Here is a 16,299-nt window from a genome sequence, read left to right on the forward strand (position 1 = left end):
GCAGCGTGGGGTTTGATTGGGCCATGGCTTCTCGTGCACGTGTCCGCGCCCCCGAGTTGGTCGGCGCCGGTGGATGGCTCAACACAGGCGGCAAGGAACTCAAGCTTGCCGACCTGCGAGGTAAGTGTGTCGTACTAGACTTCTGGACGTTCTGCTGCGTCAACTGCCTGCACGTCCTCGACGAGCTGCGGGAGCTGGAGGAGAAGCACCGGGACACCGTGGTGATCGTCGGTGTGCACTCGCCCAAGTTCGTGCACGAGGCCGACCACCGGGCCGTGGTGGACGCGGTGGACCGGTACGAGGTGCACCACCCGGTGCTGGACGACCCGGCGCTCGCGACCTGGAAGCAGTACGCGGTGCGGGCCTGGCCGACGCTGGTGGTGATCGACCCGGAGGGGTACGTGGTCGCCCAGCACGCCGGCGAGGGGCATGCGCACGCCATCGCCCGGCTGGTCGAGGAGCTGGAGGCCGAGCACACGGCGAAGGGCACGCTGCGGCGCGGCGACGGCCCGTACGTGGCGCCCGAGCCGACCGCCGGGGACCTCAAGTTCCCCGGCAAGGCCGTCCGGCTGCCGAACGGCCGCTTCCTGGTGGCCGACTCCGGCCACCACTCGCTCGTCGAGCTGGAGGCCGACGGCGAGACCGTGGTGCGCCGGATCGGCGACGGCGCGCGTGGGCTGGTGGACGGCACCGCGCCCCGGTTCAGCGAGCCGCAGGGCCTGGCGCTGCTGCCGGAGGGCACCGCCGACTACGACGTGATCGTCGCCGACACCGTCAACCACGCGCTGCGCGGCGTCCGGCTCGCCGACGGCCGGGTGACCACGCTGGCCGGCACCGGACGGCAGTGGTGGCAGGGCTCGGCGACCGAGGGACCGGCCCGCGAGGTGGACCTCTCCTCCCCGTGGGACGTCGCGTGGTTCGACGGCCGGGTGTGGATCGCGATGGCCGGCGTCCACCAGCTGTGGGCGTACGACCCGGCCGCCGGCACCGTCGGCGTCGCGGCCGGCACCACCAACGAGGGCCTGGTCGACGGCCCCGTCGCCGAGGCCTGGTTCGCCCAGCCGTCCGGCCTGGCGGTCTCGGCGGACGGCGAGCGGCTCTGGGTCGCCGACTCCGAGACCTCGGCGCTGCGCTGGGTTTCACGTGAAACAAGGACCGTGCACAGCGCCGTCGGCACCGGCCTGTTCGACTTCGGGCACCGGGACGGCGCGGCCGGCCAGGCCCTGCTGCAGCACCCGCTGGGCGTCACCGTGCTGCCGGACGGCTCGGTGGCCGTCAGCGACACCTACAACCACGCGCTGCGCCGCTACGATCCGGCGAGCGGCGAGGTCAGCACGCTGGCCACCGACCTGCGCGAGCCGTCCGGCGCGGTGCTGGCCGACGGCGACATCGTGGTGGTCGAGTCCGCCCGGCACCGGCTGACCCGGCTGCGGCTGCCCGAGGAGGCCGTCCGGGTGGACGCGGTGGCGCACCGCACCCAGCGGGCCGCCACCGAGGTCGCCCCGGGCGCCCTGCGGCTGGACGTGGTCTTCCGGGCCCCCACCGGCCAGAAGCTGGACGAGCGCTACGGCCCGTCCACCCGGCTGCTGGTCAGCGCCACCCCGCCCGAGCTGCTGGTCTCCGGCGCGGGCGCGGACTCCGCGCTCTCCCGTGAGCTGGTGCTCTCCGACACGGTGACCGAGGGCGTGCTGCACGTCTCGGCGATGGCGGCGTCCTGCGACGACGACCCGGCGATCGAGTACCCGGCCTGCCACGTCCACCAGCAGGACTGGGGCGTGCCGGTGAAGCTCACCGCCGACGGCGCGCGCCGGCTGCCGCTGGTGCTGGCGGGCTTGGAGTAACCGGCCCGCGGCACGGACACGGGGCCCGGCGAGTTCGCACGCGCCGGGCCCCGTTCGTTCTGCGTCCTGCTCCTGCGTCCTGCGGGGGCTCAGCCCTCCAGGAACGCCTTGATCGCGCTCGCCAGCAGGTACGGGTCCTCCGCGCCGCACAGCTCGCGGGCCGAGTGCATGGAGAGCGCCGCGATGCCGCAGTCCACGGTCTGGATGCCGAGGCGGGCCGCGGTGATCGGGCCGATCGTCGTACCGCAGGGCATGGCGTTGTTGGAGACGAAGGTCTGCCACGGCACGCCGGCCTTCTCGCAGGCCGCCGCGAACACCGCCCGGCCGACGCCGTCGGTGGCGTACCGGTTGTTGACGTTGACCTTGAGGATCGGCCCGCCGTTGGGCAGCGGGTGGTGGCCCGGCTCGTGCCGCTCGCTGTAGTTCGGGTGGACGGCGTGGCCCATGTCGGAGGAGAGGCAGACGGTGCCGGCCAGCGCCCGGGCCCGGTCCTCCAGGCCGCCGCCGCGCGCGTGGACGCTGCGCGCCAGGACGTTGCCGAGCAGCGGGCTCTGCGCGCCGGTGTCCGACTCGCTGCCGGTCTCCTCGTGGTCGAAGGCGGCCAGCACCGGGATGTACGGCAGCGCGGCGCCGTCCGTCTCGGCGGCGGTGGCCACCGCGGCCAGCGCGGCGGTGGCGGCGTGCACCGAGAGCAGGTTGTCCAGCCGCGGGCCGGCCAGCAGCTCGCGGTCCCGGCCCAGGTAGGAGGCGGGCTGGACGTCGTGGGTCATGAGGTCCCAGCCGGTCACGTCGGCCGCGTCGACCCCGGCCCGCTCGGCGACGTAGCCGATCAGCGAGCCCTCGTCGACCGGACCGAGGCCCCAGATCGGGGTGAGGTGGCGCTGCTTGTCCAGCTTCATGCCGTCGTTGACCTGGCGGTCCAGGTGGATCGCCAGCTGCGGCACGCGCAGCAGCGGCTCGTCCAGCTGGACCAGCCGCCGGCTGCCGTCGCGCAGCGTGAGCCGCCCGGAGAGGCCGAGGTCCCGGTCGAGCCAGGTGTTCAGCGGCACCCCGCCGTAGATCTCCACCGCCACCTGCCGCCAGCCCGCCGACCCGGTGTCCGGGAGGGGCTTGACCCGCAGGTTGGGCGAGTCGGTATGCGTGCCGACCACGCGGAACGGCGTCTCCGGGCCCGCGCCGGCCGGCACGTACCAGGCGATCAGCGCGCCTCCGCGGACGACGTACCGGCCACCGGCCACGCCGTCCCAGGAGTCCGTTTCCAGCACCTGCCGGAAGCCGGCTTTCTCCAGACGCTCGGCCGCGCTCGCGACCGCGTGGTAGGGCGACGGCGAGGTGCCGAGGAAGGCGATCAGGTCATCGGTGTGCGTCCGGTCGAAGAAGGCCTGGCGGGCGGCGGTCGACATGCTGCTCCTGGGTCGAGGGAGGGCCGGGGCCGAAATGGGGGATCGGCCTCGCACCTTGAGCATATGCCCGTACACGGACATGACACTCGGAGCATCCCAACGGATGCACAACGCAGACAGAACCGTGAACTGACGCCCCCCTCACCGCTGCTGGGCCACCGGCAGGTCGGCCGGGCCGTCGACCGGGCCGTCGGACACGCCGAAGGGCCCGGTCGGGAGGACCGGGCCCTTCGGTGTGAGGGTGGGGTCGGGCGGTCAGGAAGGTGTCACGCGCGGCGTGCCCGGTGCAGGGCGGCGGCGGGAGACGGGTGGCGTCAGAACGCCTCCTCCGCCAGCTCCATGATCTCGTTGTCGATGCCCTCGGCGATCAGGCGCTGCGAGGCGACGGTCGGCAGCACGTTCTTGGCGAAGAAGCGGGCGGCCGCGACCTTGCCCCGGTAGAACGGCACGTCCTTCTCCGAGGCGCCGGCCTCCAGCTTGGCCAGGGCCACCGCGGCCTGGCGCAGCAGCAGCCAGCCGACCACGACGTCGCCGGAGACCATCAGCAGGCGGGTGGTGTTCAGGCCCACCTTGTACATGTTCTTGACGTCCTGCTCGACCGAGGAGAGGTCGGCGAGCAGCTTGCCGACGATGGCCTCCAGGTCGCCGGCGGCCTTGGCGAGCAGCTCGCGCTCGGCGGCCAGGGCGTCGCCGCCCGCGGCGGAGCCGAGGAACTTCTGGATCTGCTCGGACAGCGCGGTGAGCGCCTGGCCGCCGTCCTTGACGATCTTGCGGAAGAAGAAGTCCTGGCCCTGGATGGCCGTGGTGCCCTCGTAGAGGGTGTCGATCTTGGCGTCCCGGATGTACTGCTCGATCGGGTACTCCTGGAGGTACCCGGAGCCGCCGAAGGTCTGCAGCGACTGGGCGAGCTGCTCGTAGGACTTCTCCGAGCCGTAGCCCTTGACGATCGGCAGGAGCAGGTCGTTGAGGCGCTCGGCGGCCTCGTCGCGCTCGCCGCGCAGCTTGGCGGCCGCCATGTCGTCCTGGGTGGACGCGGTGAACAGCACCAGGGCGCGCATGCCCTCGGCGTACGCCTTCTGGGTCAGCAGCGAGCGGCGCACGTCCGGGTGGTGGGTGATGGTGACGCGCGGGGCGGTCTTGTCCAGGAACTGCGAGATGTCGGCGCCCTGCACGCGCTCCTTGGCGTACTCCAGCGCGTTCAGGTAGCCGGTGGAGAGGGTGGCGATGGCCTTCGTGCCGACCATCATCCGGGCGAACTCGATGATCTTGAACATCTGGCGGATGCCGTCGACCTTCTCGCCGAGCAGCCAGCCCTTGGCCGGGTGCTTGGCACCGAAGGTCATCTCGCAGGTGTTCGAGGCCTTCAGGCCCATCTTGTGCTCGACGTTGGTGGCGTAGACGCCGTTGCGCTCGCCCAGCTCGCCGGTCTCCCAGTCGAAGTCGAACTTGGGGACGATGAACAGGCCCAGGCCCTTGGTGCCCGGCTTACCGCCCTCGGGGCGGGCCAGCACCATGTGGATGATGTTCTCGGACATGTCGTGCTCGCCCGAGGTGATGAAGCGCTTGACGCCCTCGATGTGCCAGGAGCCGTCCTCCTGCTGGACCGCCTTGGTGCGGCCGGCGCCCACGTCCGAGCCGGCGTCCGGCTCGGTGAGGACCATGGTGGAGCCCCACAGCCGGTCGGTCATCCGCTTGGCGACCTCCAGCTGCGCCTCGGTGCCCTCCTCGGCGATGACGCCGGCGAAGGCCGGGCCGGAGGAGTACATCCAGATGGCCGGGTTGGAGCCCAGGATCTGCTCGGCGAAGGCCCAGACCAGCGAGTTCGGGGTGACCTGGCCGCCGATCGACTCCGGGATGCCCAGGCGCCACCACTCGGCGTCCATGAAGGTCTGGTAGCTCTTCTTGAAGGCCGCCGGGATCGGCGCGGTGCTGGTCTCCGGGTCGAAGACCGGGGGGTTGCGGTCGGTGTCGGCGAAGGACGCGGCGAGGTCGTTCTCGGCGAGGCGCGCGATCTCGCTCAGGATGTTCTTCGCGGTCTCGACGTCCATCTCCGCGAACGGTCCGGTGCCGTACACCTGCTCGCGGCCGAACACCTCGAAGAGGTTGAACTCCACGTCCCGCAGGTTGGACTTGTAGTGACCCATGGCCGTTATCTCCGGTTCGTCGCTTCCGGGACATCTCCGCGTTCGGGCGCCCGTACCCACCAGTAGGCCTATGATGCTACCCGGCGGTAACTTGTTTCAAGCCCCCGTCGGTGAATCCTCTGCGGATAACCGTATGAACGTGGTCACGTCCCACAAGCCGGGACGGCCACACCTTGTCAGGATCGACGCCCGCACGGGGCCCCGCGCTCCCGATAGCCTGTCCGTGTGTACGGCTATGACCAGAACGCATACCCGGGCGATCCCTACCAGCAGCAGGCGGGGCCGCAGCCGGGCATGAACGGCATGCCCGGCCCCGGCCCGTACGGCGAGCAGCCGCCGAGCGCACAGCAGTCCCTCTACCCGGAGCCCTCGCCACCGTCCCTGGCGGACGCGGTGCGGGCCTTCACCACCGGCTCGATGGCGGTGGAGGACTTCCAGGCCATCTTCATCACCTCCAAGGTGCACTGCCCGCGCGGCGACCGGCCGGGCTTCCTGGCCCTGCACAACACGCCGACGCCGGTCATCCCGATGTTCAGCTCGCTGAAGGAGCTGCGCCGCTACGCCGGCAAGGACTCCAAGCACTTCACCGTCACCGGCGCCGAGGTCCTCGACCTGCTGCCGACCGGCTACGGCTTCGCGCTGGACATGGAGGGCGAGCACCGGATGGTGTTCGACGCCAAGGCGGTCGAGCAGATGGTCGACTTCACCATGCGCCGGATGTACGGCTGACGGACGATGGTCGGGGGGCCGCCGGCCCCGCCCGCCGGTCGGCCCGCGCGGACTTGGTTCAAAATTCAACTTGCTTCTTGTTGAGGATTGAACTAATCTCGTGGACACAGGCCAGAGGAGAATCCCCGAAGGAGGCCGACATGCCCGCCGTGACCGTCGACAACCCGCTGACCCTCCCGCGCGTCGCCACCCCCGACCCCGCCGTCACGAGCGCCCGGCCGGTCCTCACCGTGGCCACCGCTCCCGAGGGCTTCGAAGGCGAGGGCTTCCCCGTCCGCCGCGCCTTCGCCAAGATCAACACCAAGTTCCTCGACCCGTTCATCATGATGGACCAGATGGGCGAGGTGGACTACGCGGCCGGCGAGCCGAAGGGCACCCCCTGGCACCCGCACCGCGGCTTCGAGACCGTCACCTACATCATCGACGGAACGTTCATCCACCAGGACTCGCACGGCGGTGGCGGCACCATCACCGACGGCGACACCCAGTGGATGACGGCCGGCTCGGGCCTCCTCCACATCGAGACCCCGCCGGAGTCCCTGGTGCGGTCCGGCGGCCTGTTCCACGGCCTCCAGCTGTGGGTCAACCTGCCCGCCTCGGACAAGATGATCGCCCCGAAGTACCAGGACATCCGCGGCGGCAGCGTCAAGCTGCTCAGCACCGAGGACGGCGGCGCCCTGCTGCGCGTCATCGCCGGTGAGATCGACGGCCACCAGGGCCCCGGCTCCACCCACACCCCGATCACCATGATCCACGCCTCGGTCAGCCCCGGCGCCCAGATCACCCTGCCCTGGCGCTCCGACTTCAACGCCCTCGCCTACGGCCTCGCCGGCAACGGCTCGGCCGGCACCGAGCACCGTCCCTTCCACCGGGGCCAGGCCGTGGTCTTCGGCGACGGCGACTCGATCACCATCCGTGCCGACGAGAAGCAGGACTCCCGCGACAACAACTTCGAGGTCGTCCTCCTCGGCGGCCTGCCGATCCGCGAGCCCGTCGCCCACTACGGCCCGTTCGTGATGAACAGCCACCGCGAACTCCAGCAGGCCATGGAGGACTTCCAGGCCGGCCGCCTCGGCACCATCCCCGCCGACCGGTAGTCACCCCCGTGACGCCCTCGCCCCGGCCCTCCGCTCACGGCTGCCGCAGCCGCGCGCAGCGGGCCGGGGCGTCGTCGTGCGCCTTGCCTCGTGCGCGCCCCGCCCCGCCCGCCCCGGTGGCAGGGCGGGGGATCCGGCCCTACCGTCGGACCACGGACGCACGTTTCGGCCGAGGGTGAGGAGCGACGGATGTTCTGGCAGTTCATCGTGGTGACGGCCGCCGCGCTCGGCTTCCCGACCGCCACGCTGCTCTTCTTCATCGGCGGGCCCCGCTTCCCCGACGAGCAGCGCGACGACCGCCGGCAGCACGACGACCGGTAGCAGGACGATCGGTAGTACGACGGCCGGTGGCGGTCGGCGGGCGTCAGCGCACCGGGACCGCCCAGGCCGGGTCGCGGCCCAGCAGGGCCAGCGCGCGCTCGAACGGGCCGGCCGAGCCGTCGGCCGCCCGGACGGCGGCGAAGGCCCGCCCCGGCGCCCGGTCCGCCGCGGCCGCCGGCACCGCCCCGGCCACCGCGAGCAGTGCCCCGGCGAGCGGCGGCTCGTCCTCCACGGCGGCCACCAGCCGGGCCGGCGAGCCCAGCGCGACCGCCACGTCCCAGGCGTGCACCAGGGTGTCCAGCAGGTGGAAGCCCACCGCCTGTTCGAACGGGAACGGCTCGCCGGCGCGGATCTCCGGCAGCAGGAGCGGGGCGGGCCGCGGCGTCGCGGCGGCGAGGGCGAAGGCCGCGGTCAGCCGGGCCGCCGAGTGCCGGAACGCGCCGGCCGGATCACCGTGCACCGGGACGTCGCGCCAGTGCTCGAGGTCCGCCCCGGCGCCGTCGGCGGCCGCCGCGAACCCCCGGTGCTGCCCGACCACGTGCTCCAGCAGCCGCCGCAGCGACCAGCCGGCGCAGGGCGTCGCCAGCACCAGCTGCTCCGGTTGCACGGTGTCCACCACGGCGGCGGCCAACTCCAGGGAGCGGCTGTGCAGTTCGAGCGGGCTCATACCGTATCCGCCGCGGTCGCCTCGGCCGCCACGGCCGGCTCCGTCCCCGGCTCCGTCCCCGGCTCCGTCCCGGCGGACAGGAAGCCGATCACCTGGTCGATCACGGTCGGCTCGGTGAGGATCCGCCGGTGGCCCAGCCCCCGGGTGGCCAGCAGCTCCAGCCGGTCGCCGTACGCCGCCCGCAGCCGGCGGGCCTGGGCGAACGGGACGACGTCGTCCTCCTCGTCGTGCGCCACCAGGATCGGCGGGGTGATCTCCTCGGGGTTGCGGGCGGCGTCGAAGTGGCTCCGCACGTCGGCGACCCCGGGGAACATCGCACCGCTCTCCGCCCGGCGCGTCAACTCCCGACGCACGGTGGCGTTCAGGCCGAGCCTGGCGCAGAATCCGGCGGGCAGCCAGGAGACCTCGGCGACCCCGGCCACGGCGGCCAGCCGGCCGGCCCGCAGCCCCTCGCGCAGCGCCAGGAAGGCCGCGTTGACGCCCAGCGAGTGGGCGATCACCGCCTCGAAGGCGCCGTACTCCTCCTGCAGCCGAAGCGCGATGGTGCGGTGGTCCAGCACGGTGGCGGTCCGGCCACCGGAGTCGCCGTGCCCGGGGGCGTCGTAGCCGACGGCGGTGAGGCCGAGCGCGCCCAGCCGGGGCACGTAGTCCGCGAACCGGGAGGCCCGGGACTGCCAGCCGTGCATCAGCAGGACCGGCCGCCCGCCGTCGCCCCAGCGGTGGACGACCACCCGCTCGCCGCGGTGCCGCAGCGTCCCGGTGACGGCCCGGTCGTGCACCTCGCGCTCGCGGGTGCGGACCCGGCCGCGCCGCAGCGGGTGGCGGTAGAGCTCGAACGCGGCCCGGCCGGCGAGGCCGGGGGAGGCCAGCGAGACGGTGTTCAGGGTGGTGCGGATCAGTGCGACGGCCGGGTCCATGCGGAACTCCCTGTGAATGCCGAGCTGCGGATGCCGAGTTGTAGAAGCCGAGCTGTGGATGCCGAGCTGTGAACGCCGAGGGCAAGAGCCGAACTGGGCGAGATATTAGCACGACCGTTCGTGCATTTTTTTGGTCGGCCATCCGCCCGGCTACCCTGGCGGCACGGACGGACGACCGGAGAACTGAGGTGAGAGCGGTGGTGGCCGGAGCGAGCACGTCCCGCACGGACGGACGGGTGCAACGCGGCGAGGAGACCCGCCGGACGGTCCTGCGCCGCGCCGTGGAGATCGCCTCCGTCGAGGGCCTGGACGCCCTGTCGATCGGCCGGCTCGCCACCGACCTCGGGCTCAGCAAGAGCGGGGTCTTCGCCGGCTTCGGCTCCAAGGAGGAGCTCCAGCTCGCCACCGTCCGGGCGGCCCGGCGGATCTTCTCCGACGCGGTGCTCGACCCGATCGCCGCCGAGCCCCCCGGGCTGCGCAAACTGCGGCTGCTCTGCGAGTCCTGGCTGGCCTACTCGCGCGCCCGGGTCTTCCCCGGCGGCTGCTTCTTCTACGAGGTCAACGCCGAGTACGACGCCCGCCCCGGCCCGCTGCGCGACGCCCTCGCCGCCAACTGGCGGGAGTGGCACGCCACCGTCCTCGGCCTGGCGACCGGCGCCCGCGACGCCGGCGAACTGCGCGCCGACGCCGATCTGGAGGACATCACGTTCACCCTGATCGCCCTGCTGGAGAACGCCAACCCGCAGGCCCTGCTGCTCGACGAGGACACCCCGTACGAACGCGCCCACCGCGCGGCGCTGCGCCGGCTGCGCGCGGACGCCACCGACCCGGACACCCCCGCGCTGCGGGCCGACCGGTAGGCCCGGACGCGGCGCTCAGGCGTCCAGCACCCGTTCCAGGACCGCCGCCTGCGCGAGCAGCCGCTCGTCCGCCCCGGCCTCGCCGACCACCTGGAGGCCCAGCGGCAGACCCCGGACCGTCACCCCGGCGGGCAGGCTCAGCGCGGGCAGCCCGGCGAAGCTCCACGGCAGCGACATCACGGCGCTGCCGGTGCTGTCCAGCCCGAGCGGCGCCGGGCCGGTCGCCGAGGGGGCCAGCAGCAGGTCCACCCCGGCCCGCCGGCGCTGGGCGGCGAGCCGCGTCCGGAAGGCCTCGCGGGCGCGCAGCGCCGCCTCGTACGCGGCCCGGTCCACACCCCGGCCGTGCCGGATGCCCGCCACCGTCTCCGGCCGGTAGAGGGCGCCGAAGCGGTCGAACCACTCGGCGTGCGAGGCCGCCATCTCGAACCGGTTGATCGTCCGGAGCTGCCGCTCCAGCTCGGCGAAGTCCGGCAGCGCATCGACCTGGCGGACCATCAGCCCCCGGGCGGACAGCAGCTCCAGTTGCCGCCGGAAGGCCTCCACCGCCTCCGGTCGGGCCCGCTCCAGGTACGGACCGACCGGGACGCCGAGCACGGGGACGTCGTCGTGCCCCGGCTGCGGCCGGTCGTCCCAGTCGTCGCAGAGCAGCGGGGCGGCCAGCGCGACTCCGGCCAGGTCGGCGGTGAACAGGCCCACCGTGTCGAGGCCCGGCGCGTTGGGGATCACGCCCGCCGCCGGGATCCGCCCGTGCGTCGGCCGGAAGCCCACCACACCGCAGTAGGCGGCCGGGCGGACCACCGAGCCGACCGTCTGGGTGCCGATCGCCAGCGGCACCAGCCCCGCCGCCACCGCCGCCGCCGAACCGCTGCTGGAGCCGCCCGGGGTGTGGCCCGGGTGGTGCGGATTGCGGGTCGGTCCGGGGGCTCCGCCCGCGAACTCGGCGGTCACCGTCTTGCCCGCGATCAGCGCCCCGGCCGCCCGCAGCCGGTCCACCACGGTGGCCTGCGGTCCGGCCAGGACGCCCGGCGGCAGCGCGGAGCCGGCGTGCGTGGGCAGGCCGTCCACGTGCACGATGTCCTTGATCCCGACGGCCACCCCGTACAGCGGCGGCGCCTGCGCCGGATCAAGGTGGCGGGCGGCGAGCGCCCTGGCCTCGGCGTGCAGCCGGTCGACACGGCCGGGCTCCGGCACGAAGGCGTGGATCAGCGGGTCCACCTGGTCGATCCGGGCGCAGAGCCGGTCGACGTGGACGGCCAGGGCGGGTACGCCCGCGCGCAGCGCGGCGGCCTCACGGATCAACGACCGTGGCCGGACCAGGGATTGCTCCATGCCGACCACGGTAGCCCCGGCCCCGGGGGGACCGTTCACCGCACCACCGGTGCGGCGCTCACTCCGTCGGCCAGGCCGATTCCCGCTGGTCACCGGGCCGGCCCGGCCGGTGCTCGTCGCCCAGCCAGGGCGCCTCGCGCAGCAGGTAGGCCCCGCAGGTGTGGCAGCAGAGTTCGCGGGTGCGCCCCCAGTCCGCCGCCTCCCGGGCGGGTGCCCGCTCGTCCAGCTCCCGGCCGCACATCGCCACGCTCCCGCCGCCGCGGACCATGTGCCACATCCGCACCCCGGCGGAGGCACCGCCGGGGGCGTACTCGGCACGCATCCGGTGCATCATTCCCCCATCGTCCGGCGGCCCGGCGGGCCCGGCAAGCGGAGCGGGGCACCACCGGGGGCCGGGGGCCGGGGCGGCCCGCCGGTGCCGGGATCAGACCAGCCCGCCCCACAGCCGCAGCCGGGCGATCCCGCCGTCCGGGAAGACGTCCAGCCGGACGTGGGTGGCCGGACGCGGGGCGTCGATCACCAGGCGGTGCACGGCGTCGGGCTGCAGCCGGGTGCGCGGCACCAGCTCGAACCACTCCTCGGGGTCCGTGCCCCGCTCGTCCCGGCCGGACAGCGCCGCCCAGCCGGCCGCGTTGCCGACGTAGTAGCCGGTGTCGATCTCCACCGCCCGGACCGCGCCCCGCCCGGCCAGTCGCAGCCGGACCCAGTCGTGGCCCGCGTCGCGGCGCCGGCGGTTCTCCCAACCGTCGCCCATCGCCCGGGACTTCCCGGGCAGGAGGAGGCTGACCGGGGCGGAGTAGAAGCGGTCCGAGGCGTCCTCGACGGCGCCGCCGTTCTCCACCGCGGCCAGGTCGAAGGTGCCGAGCGCGGCCAGCCAGCCGGGGTCGGGGCGGGCCTCGCCGTGCACCCGGAAGCGGGCGATGCCGCCGTCGGGGTACTGGCTGAGCCGCAGGTGGGTGAAGCGGCGGCGGTCGGCGACGGCGAAGCCGTTGGCGGCGTGGCCGCGCACCGGGGAGCGGGGGACCAGCGGGTGCCAGCCGGTCGCCGCGGCCAGCAGTTCCTCCGGGCCCGGGGTGCCGGGGAGTTCGGCGCCCTCGACGGCGATCTGCCGCGGGTGGTTGCCCCGGAAGTGCGCGGTGTCGACGACGACGCCGTGCACGACGCCCGGCACGCCCAGGCGGACCAGCGCCCAGTCGTGGTCGTCCTCGGCCGGGTGCGGGCGGTCGGCGCCGGCGCCGCGACGGCGGCGGGTCTCCCAACCGTCCATGAGCTGGCCCTTGTTGCCGAAGGTGTGCGGGCGGAACTCGGCCGGCCGGGGCAGCAGCAGGTTCTCCCGCTCGGCGAACAGCTCGTCGTTGGCGGCGACGACGGCGCCGCCGAGCCGGCGGTCGGCGAGGTCGACCAGGGCGGTGAAGGGGAACTCGGCGGCCCGGTAGTCGGCGTACGGGTCGCCGCCCCCGTACGGCGGGGCGTCCGCGTCGGGCAACCGGTCGGACGAACGGTCGGGACTCGGGCTGGCGTTCGCTTCGGCGGTCATGCTTCCAGCCTCGCCCCGGCGGCCGGTCGGGTCCATCGCCGGGAACCGGGCAAGGCGTCCGGCCGGGGTCGCATTTCGGCCACCCCGGGTGAGAGCCCTTCGCCCACGTCCCGTAGGGTGCCGCTCCTGCGACGCCATCGGGCTCTCGGATCCGGTCGCCAAGTCGCGCATATTCGGACATAGTTCACCAAGAAACGCTGGAGCCAAGACCTTGCGTTCTTCCCGCCTCCTGGCCGCGTCCACCCTGCTCGTGCTCTCCCTCGGTGCGACGGCCGGCGCGGCCACCGCCGGCGCCGTCGCCGTCCCGCCCACGCCGTCGGCCACCGACACGCCCACGGCCACGGCCACGGCGTCCGCGACGGCCACCGCCACCGTCACCCCGAGCGCCACCGCCACCGCCACCCCCTCGGCGAGCACCTCCCCGAGCGCCACCACCACGGCCACCCCGACGAACCGGCCCTCTGTCCCGCCGACCTTGCTGCCGACCACCGCACCGGGCTCCGGCTGCTCGGGCGGCGTGTACCAGGGCTACGACTGGCTGAAGGTCAGCGGCACCGGGCTGTGGGGCACCACCATCGCCCCTGGTACGACCCAGGAGACCTCCGTCACCTGGGAGAACCTCAGCGAGGTCGAGCTGCCGAAGTTCCACACCTACCTCTACCTGTCCGTGTTCGACCGGGAGGACGGCGTCGACAGCCACGCGTGGGACAAGGACTACTTCACCGTCCAGTTCCGCGCGCCCGGCCAGGACTGGAAGCCCGCGCAGATGAACAACTCCTCCGCCGATACTGGCACCTTCCGGCTCGGCAAGGGCGAGAAGCTCACCCTCCAGTTCCGCATCACGCCCACCGCCAAGGCGCCGCTGGCCAAGTACTCGGGCAACTTCGGCGGTGGCGACACGGCCATGGACAACACCGTGCTGCCCCACCCGGCCAAGCCCGACAAGAACGGCTGCACGCAGTACATCAACTACTACGAGGGCGAGTTCAAGCTGACCCTGGCCGGGCCCGCCGGTACCGCGTCCGCCTCCGCCAAGCCCTCCGCCTCCGCCTCCGCCTCGCCGTCCGCGGTGAGCGGGCCGCACCTGGCCGAAACCGGCTCCAGCTCCAACACCCTGCCGATCGCCGTCGGCGGCGCCGTCGTGCTCGCGGCCGGCGCCGGGACGCTGCTCGCGCTGCGCCGCCGCAAGGCCGGCGCGCACGGCTGATCACCGACCGAAGAGGTCCGAGGGGTACGCACAACCGTTCGTATCCCTCGGACGTCCACCTGACAGAGCCTTCACCACCCGCCACCGCCAACGACCGCCGGAGCCGTGATCGTGCGCACCTCCCGTCTGACCGCCGTAGCCGCCCTGCTCGTCCTGACCACCGGGATGACCGTGGCCGGCACCTCCGGCGCCTTCGCCGCGGACCCGACCTCCGAGCCCTCGGCCACCGCGACCACCGAGCCGACCGGCGCGCCGACCGCCGAAGTGACCGCCGAACCGACCGACACCCCGTCGGCGACGGCCACCCCGACGGCCACCGGCACGGCCACGCCGACCGCGACCCCGTCCGCCACGCCGACGCTGCCGTCCGGCTGCATGTACCAGCGCGACGTCAAGATGCCGGTCCACGTCAGTCCCGCCGAGTTCACGCTCGTGAAGGACGGCACGGCGCAGGAGATCGCCATCTCCTTCCAGAACACCAGCTCGACCACGCTGACGGACTTCGAGCTCACCTACAAGATCGACTCCAACAAGGGGCTCTGGAAGCCCAAGTCGGAGGTCAAGGTCCAGAACGGCGCCTGGAAGCCGGCCGACGCGACGACCGACCACGGCTCGGTGTCCCTCGGCTCCTTCCAGGTCAAGCCGAACGAGATGATCACGGCGACGATCCGGCTCTCCGTCACCGACTCGCCGTGGCAGGAGTTCTACCTCTCCCTCGACGGCGCCTCCGAGGTTCTCCCGTACGGAGTGGGCCCGCAGAACGTCAAGTACACCTGCAACCGGCTGATCGGCGCGTACTCCTCCACCATCAAGGCCGTCGACAAGGCCCCGGCCACGTCGTCCCCCTCGGCCACCACCACGCCGACCTCGACCGCGTCCGCCACTCCGACCGCCACCGCCACCCCGACCGCGAGCAGCTCGCCCTCGCCGAGCGCCACCGTCCGCCCGGCCGGCACCACCGGCGGCTCGACCGGCACCCGCCTCGCCGACACCGGCGCGAGCAGCGCCACCACGCCGATCGCCATCACCGGCGGCGCCGCCGTCCTCCTCGGCACCGCCGCCCTGCTGGTCGCCCGCCGCCGCAAGCCCACCCGCGACTGACCCCCACCACCCCCGGCCCACCCGCCCCGCCCCGCCCCCGCGGGCCGGGGCGGACCCGTCAGGACGCCCGGGGGAGCAGGGCGTCGTCCTGCCACTTGAGGATCTTTTGATCCCCGCAAGCCCGTGACCTGCTGGTTCGACCACAGAAGTGCCGCTGACCAGGCGAAACTACCTTCAGTAGTTCGCACTGGTCAGCGGCACTTTGGGCCCTCTTGTGCCCCGGATGTGCCCTGCAGGACACTTGGGCAGCATCGCCGGTCAGTGCCCGCCGGGCACGTCCGGGGCGATCTTCAAGCAGCCGATGCCTGCATCGATGAGCCACTCGGTGATAGCGCTGTCCAGTTCCCACGGTGCCCGCAGGAGCGTCGCACGTAGTGCGCTCCGATCCTGCATGCCAGCTGGCTCGGGTCGCAGTCGCTCGTACTCCTCGGGCCCATAGGGATGGTCTGCCGAATTGTCGAGCACGGCCACGAACTGGTCGACTCGCGTAGGCCAGGAGGGGTGCCCCCACCATTCGGTGCAGGCCAGTGCACCATGGGCAGCCGAGAACAGCAGACCGAAGCGGACGCCCTTGTCCTCCATCCGTGCGACGAAGCCCCGCAGGCTCTGGTCCGCCTCTTCCACGTACTCGTCGAGGTCGGCCTCGGTCCGCGCAAGATCGCGGAGCGTCGCACCAGTCGGGAGCTTGCGCTCGGGGTTCGTCAGCCAGCGGAAGAGCCGGTAGCCGAGAGCGTCGGCATCCTCGACCGTGAGCCCCGCCAGCCCCTCACGCGTGCCGGTACTGATGCCGTGTTCCCTCGCCCATCCCCGCAGCCGCTGGCGCACACCGTACGTGGTATGGCTGTTGACCCGCATCATGTCGCCGTCAGACAGGCGACCCTCTCCATGCCAGTCCTCGACGCAGCTGTTGCGCCACGCGCTGTTGGTGATGCCGATCGCGAGGACATCCAGCAGCACGGTCAGGTCAGCGGGGTCCATGCCTGCCCGCGACCGCAGCATCTCCTCGACTGTCTCTTCGGTCATCGTGGCCCGTGCTCTGTCGATGCTGCTGGCCCCACCCATCGGGCTCCTCTCGCCGGCGATCCTGTGTACCCGGTCGATCCTAGGCAGCACAGGGGCGGCTCGGCGGCCGTATCCGAGGCACCG

General features: G+C 73.1%; 15 protein-coding genes. 7 read left to right on the forward strand and 8 right to left on the reverse strand.

The window, feature by feature from the left end:
- The first annotated feature begins 23 nt into the window (after positions 1-23).
- Positions 24-1,841 (forward strand): NHL domain-containing thioredoxin family protein, encoded by a 1,818-nt coding sequence (locus ABZW10_RS09700; protein WP_355362200.1) that lies wholly within the window; start codon positions 24-26, stop codon positions 1,839-1,841.
- A gap of 89 nt (positions 1,842-1,930) precedes the next feature.
- Here ABZW10_RS09700 and ABZW10_RS09705 read toward each other — a convergent pair whose 3' ends face one another.
- Both ABZW10_RS09705 and ABZW10_RS09710 read right to left on the reverse strand, forming a co-directional pair.
- Positions 1,931-3,244, reverse strand: a complete 1,314-nt coding sequence (locus tag ABZW10_RS09705) for a M18 family aminopeptidase (RefSeq protein WP_355362202.1) — start codon at positions 3,242-3,244, stop codon at positions 1,931-1,933.
- A 314-nt stretch (positions 3,245-3,558) separates the two neighbouring features.
- Complete coding sequence (locus ABZW10_RS09710) at positions 3,559-5,388, reverse strand: acyl-CoA dehydrogenase (protein WP_355362204.1); 1,830 nt, start codon at positions 5,386-5,388, stop codon at positions 3,559-3,561.
- Between the two features lie 294 nt (positions 5,389-5,682).
- Between ABZW10_RS09710 and ABZW10_RS09715 the strand changes: the two genes are divergently transcribed.
- The 3 genes from ABZW10_RS09715 (at position 5,683) to ABZW10_RS09725 (ending at position 7,535) form a co-directional block, all read left to right on the forward strand.
- The gene (locus ABZW10_RS09715; RefSeq protein ID WP_350560614.1) at positions 5,683-6,117 is read left to right on the forward strand and encodes an SseB family protein; all 435 of its coding nucleotides are present in this window, start codon (positions 5,683-5,685) and stop codon (positions 6,115-6,117) included.
- A 140-nt stretch (positions 6,118-6,257) separates the two neighbouring features.
- Positions 6,258-7,214, forward strand: a complete 957-nt coding sequence (locus ABZW10_RS09720; RefSeq protein WP_355362206.1) for a pirin family protein — start codon at positions 6,258-6,260, stop codon at positions 7,212-7,214.
- A 189-nt stretch (positions 7,215-7,403) separates the two neighbouring features.
- A complete protein-coding gene (locus tag ABZW10_RS09725) occupies positions 7,404-7,535 on the forward strand; it encodes a hypothetical protein (protein WP_355362208.1) in 132 nt (43 codons plus the stop codon).
- A 43-nt stretch (positions 7,536-7,578) separates the two neighbouring features.
- Here ABZW10_RS09725 and ABZW10_RS09730 read toward each other — a convergent pair whose 3' ends face one another.
- Positions 7,579-8,202, reverse strand: coding sequence for a TIGR03086 family metal-binding protein (locus ABZW10_RS09730; protein ID WP_355362210.1), 624 nt, complete (start codon positions 8,200-8,202; stop codon positions 7,579-7,581).
- Complete coding sequence (locus tag ABZW10_RS09735) at positions 8,199-9,119, reverse strand: alpha/beta hydrolase (protein ID WP_355362212.1); 921 nt, start codon at positions 9,117-9,119, stop codon at positions 8,199-8,201. The genes ABZW10_RS09730 and ABZW10_RS09735 overlap by 4 nt, the downstream gene beginning before the upstream one ends.
- A 200-nt stretch (positions 9,120-9,319) precedes the next feature.
- Here ABZW10_RS09735 and ABZW10_RS09740 point away from each other — a divergent pair, with 200 nt between their 5' ends.
- Positions 9,320-9,979 (forward strand): TetR family transcriptional regulator, encoded by a 660-nt coding sequence (locus ABZW10_RS09740; protein ID WP_355362214.1) that lies wholly within the window; start codon positions 9,320-9,322, stop codon positions 9,977-9,979.
- A gap of 15 nt (positions 9,980-9,994) precedes the next feature.
- Here ABZW10_RS09740 and ABZW10_RS09745 read toward each other — a convergent pair whose 3' ends face one another.
- From ABZW10_RS09745 to alc, 3 genes are all read right to left on the reverse strand, one after another.
- Positions 9,995-11,308, reverse strand: coding sequence for an amidase (locus tag ABZW10_RS09745; RefSeq protein ID WP_355362216.1), 1,314 nt, complete (start codon positions 11,306-11,308; stop codon positions 9,995-9,997).
- Positions 11,309-11,366: 58 nt separating this feature from the next.
- The gene (locus ABZW10_RS09750) at positions 11,367-11,630 is read right to left on the reverse strand and encodes a hypothetical protein (RefSeq protein ID WP_355362218.1); all 264 of its coding nucleotides are present in this window, start codon (positions 11,628-11,630) and stop codon (positions 11,367-11,369) included.
- Between the two features lie 102 nt (positions 11,631-11,732).
- Positions 11,733-12,845, reverse strand: a complete 1,113-nt coding sequence (gene alc / locus ABZW10_RS09755) for an allantoicase (RefSeq protein ID WP_355362220.1) — start codon at positions 12,843-12,845, stop codon at positions 11,733-11,735.
- 211 nt (positions 12,846-13,056) lie between these two features.
- On the opposite strand from alc, the gene ABZW10_RS09760 reads away from it, so the two are divergent.
- Positions 13,057-14,052, forward strand: coding sequence for an LAETG motif-containing sortase-dependent surface protein (locus ABZW10_RS09760; protein ID WP_355362222.1), 996 nt, complete (start codon positions 13,057-13,059; stop codon positions 14,050-14,052).
- Between the two features lie 111 nt (positions 14,053-14,163).
- Entirely contained in the window at positions 14,164-15,153 is a 990-nt protein-coding gene (locus ABZW10_RS09765; RefSeq protein ID WP_355362224.1) for an LPXTG cell wall anchor domain-containing protein, read from the forward strand.
- Positions 15,154-15,411: 258 nt separating this feature from the next.
- On the opposite strand, the gene ABZW10_RS09770 is transcribed toward ABZW10_RS09765, so the two are convergent.
- Positions 15,412-16,176 (reverse strand): hypothetical protein, encoded by a 765-nt coding sequence (locus ABZW10_RS09770; protein ID WP_355362226.1) that lies wholly within the window; start codon positions 16,174-16,176, stop codon positions 15,412-15,414.
- Positions 16,177-16,299: the final 123 nt, after the last annotated feature.

The sequence above is a fragment of the Kitasatospora sp. NPDC004723 genome (assembly GCF_040609255.1).
Taxonomy (GTDB): domain Bacteria; phylum Actinomycetota; class Actinomycetes; order Streptomycetales; family Streptomycetaceae; genus Kitasatospora.

Excerpts from the sequence above, each read along its gene's own strand:
- ABZW10_RS09705 (WP_355362202.1), bottom strand. The coding sequence starts at position 3,244 with ATGTCGACCGCCGCCCGCCAGGCCTTCTTCGACCGGACGCACACCGAT.
- ABZW10_RS09770 (WP_355362226.1), bottom strand. The coding sequence starts at position 16,176 with ATGACCGAAGAGACAGTCGAGGAGATGCTGCGGTCGCGGGCAGGCATG.
- ABZW10_RS09725 (WP_355362208.1), top strand. The coding sequence starts at position 7,404 with ATGTTCTGGCAGTTCATCGTGGTGACGGCCGCCGCGCTCGGCTTCCCG.
- ABZW10_RS09710 (WP_355362204.1), bottom strand. The coding sequence starts at position 5,388 with ATGGGTCACTACAAGTCCAACCTGCGGGACGTGGAGTTCAACCTCTTC.
- ABZW10_RS09745 (WP_355362216.1), bottom strand. The coding sequence starts at position 11,308 with ATGGAGCAATCCCTGGTCCGGCCACGGTCGTTGATCCGTGAGGCCGCC.
- ABZW10_RS09750 (WP_355362218.1), bottom strand. The coding sequence starts at position 11,630 with ATGCGTGCCGAGTACGCCCCCGGCGGTGCCTCCGCCGGGGTGCGGATG.
- ABZW10_RS09700 (WP_355362200.1), top strand. The coding sequence starts at position 24 with ATGGCTTCTCGTGCACGTGTCCGCGCCCCCGAGTTGGTCGGCGCCGGT.
- ABZW10_RS09715 (WP_350560614.1), top strand. The coding sequence starts at position 5,683 with ATGAACGGCATGCCCGGCCCCGGCCCGTACGGCGAGCAGCCGCCGAGC.
- ABZW10_RS09735 (WP_355362212.1), bottom strand. The coding sequence starts at position 9,119 with ATGGACCCGGCCGTCGCACTGATCCGCACCACCCTGAACACCGTCTCG.
- ABZW10_RS09720 (WP_355362206.1), top strand. The coding sequence starts at position 6,258 with ATGCCCGCCGTGACCGTCGACAACCCGCTGACCCTCCCGCGCGTCGCC.
- alc (WP_355362220.1), bottom strand. The coding sequence starts at position 12,845 with ATGACCGCCGAAGCGAACGCCAGCCCGAGTCCCGACCGTTCGTCCGAC.
- ABZW10_RS09730 (WP_355362210.1), bottom strand. The coding sequence starts at position 8,202 with ATGAGCCCGCTCGAACTGCACAGCCGCTCCCTGGAGTTGGCCGCCGCC.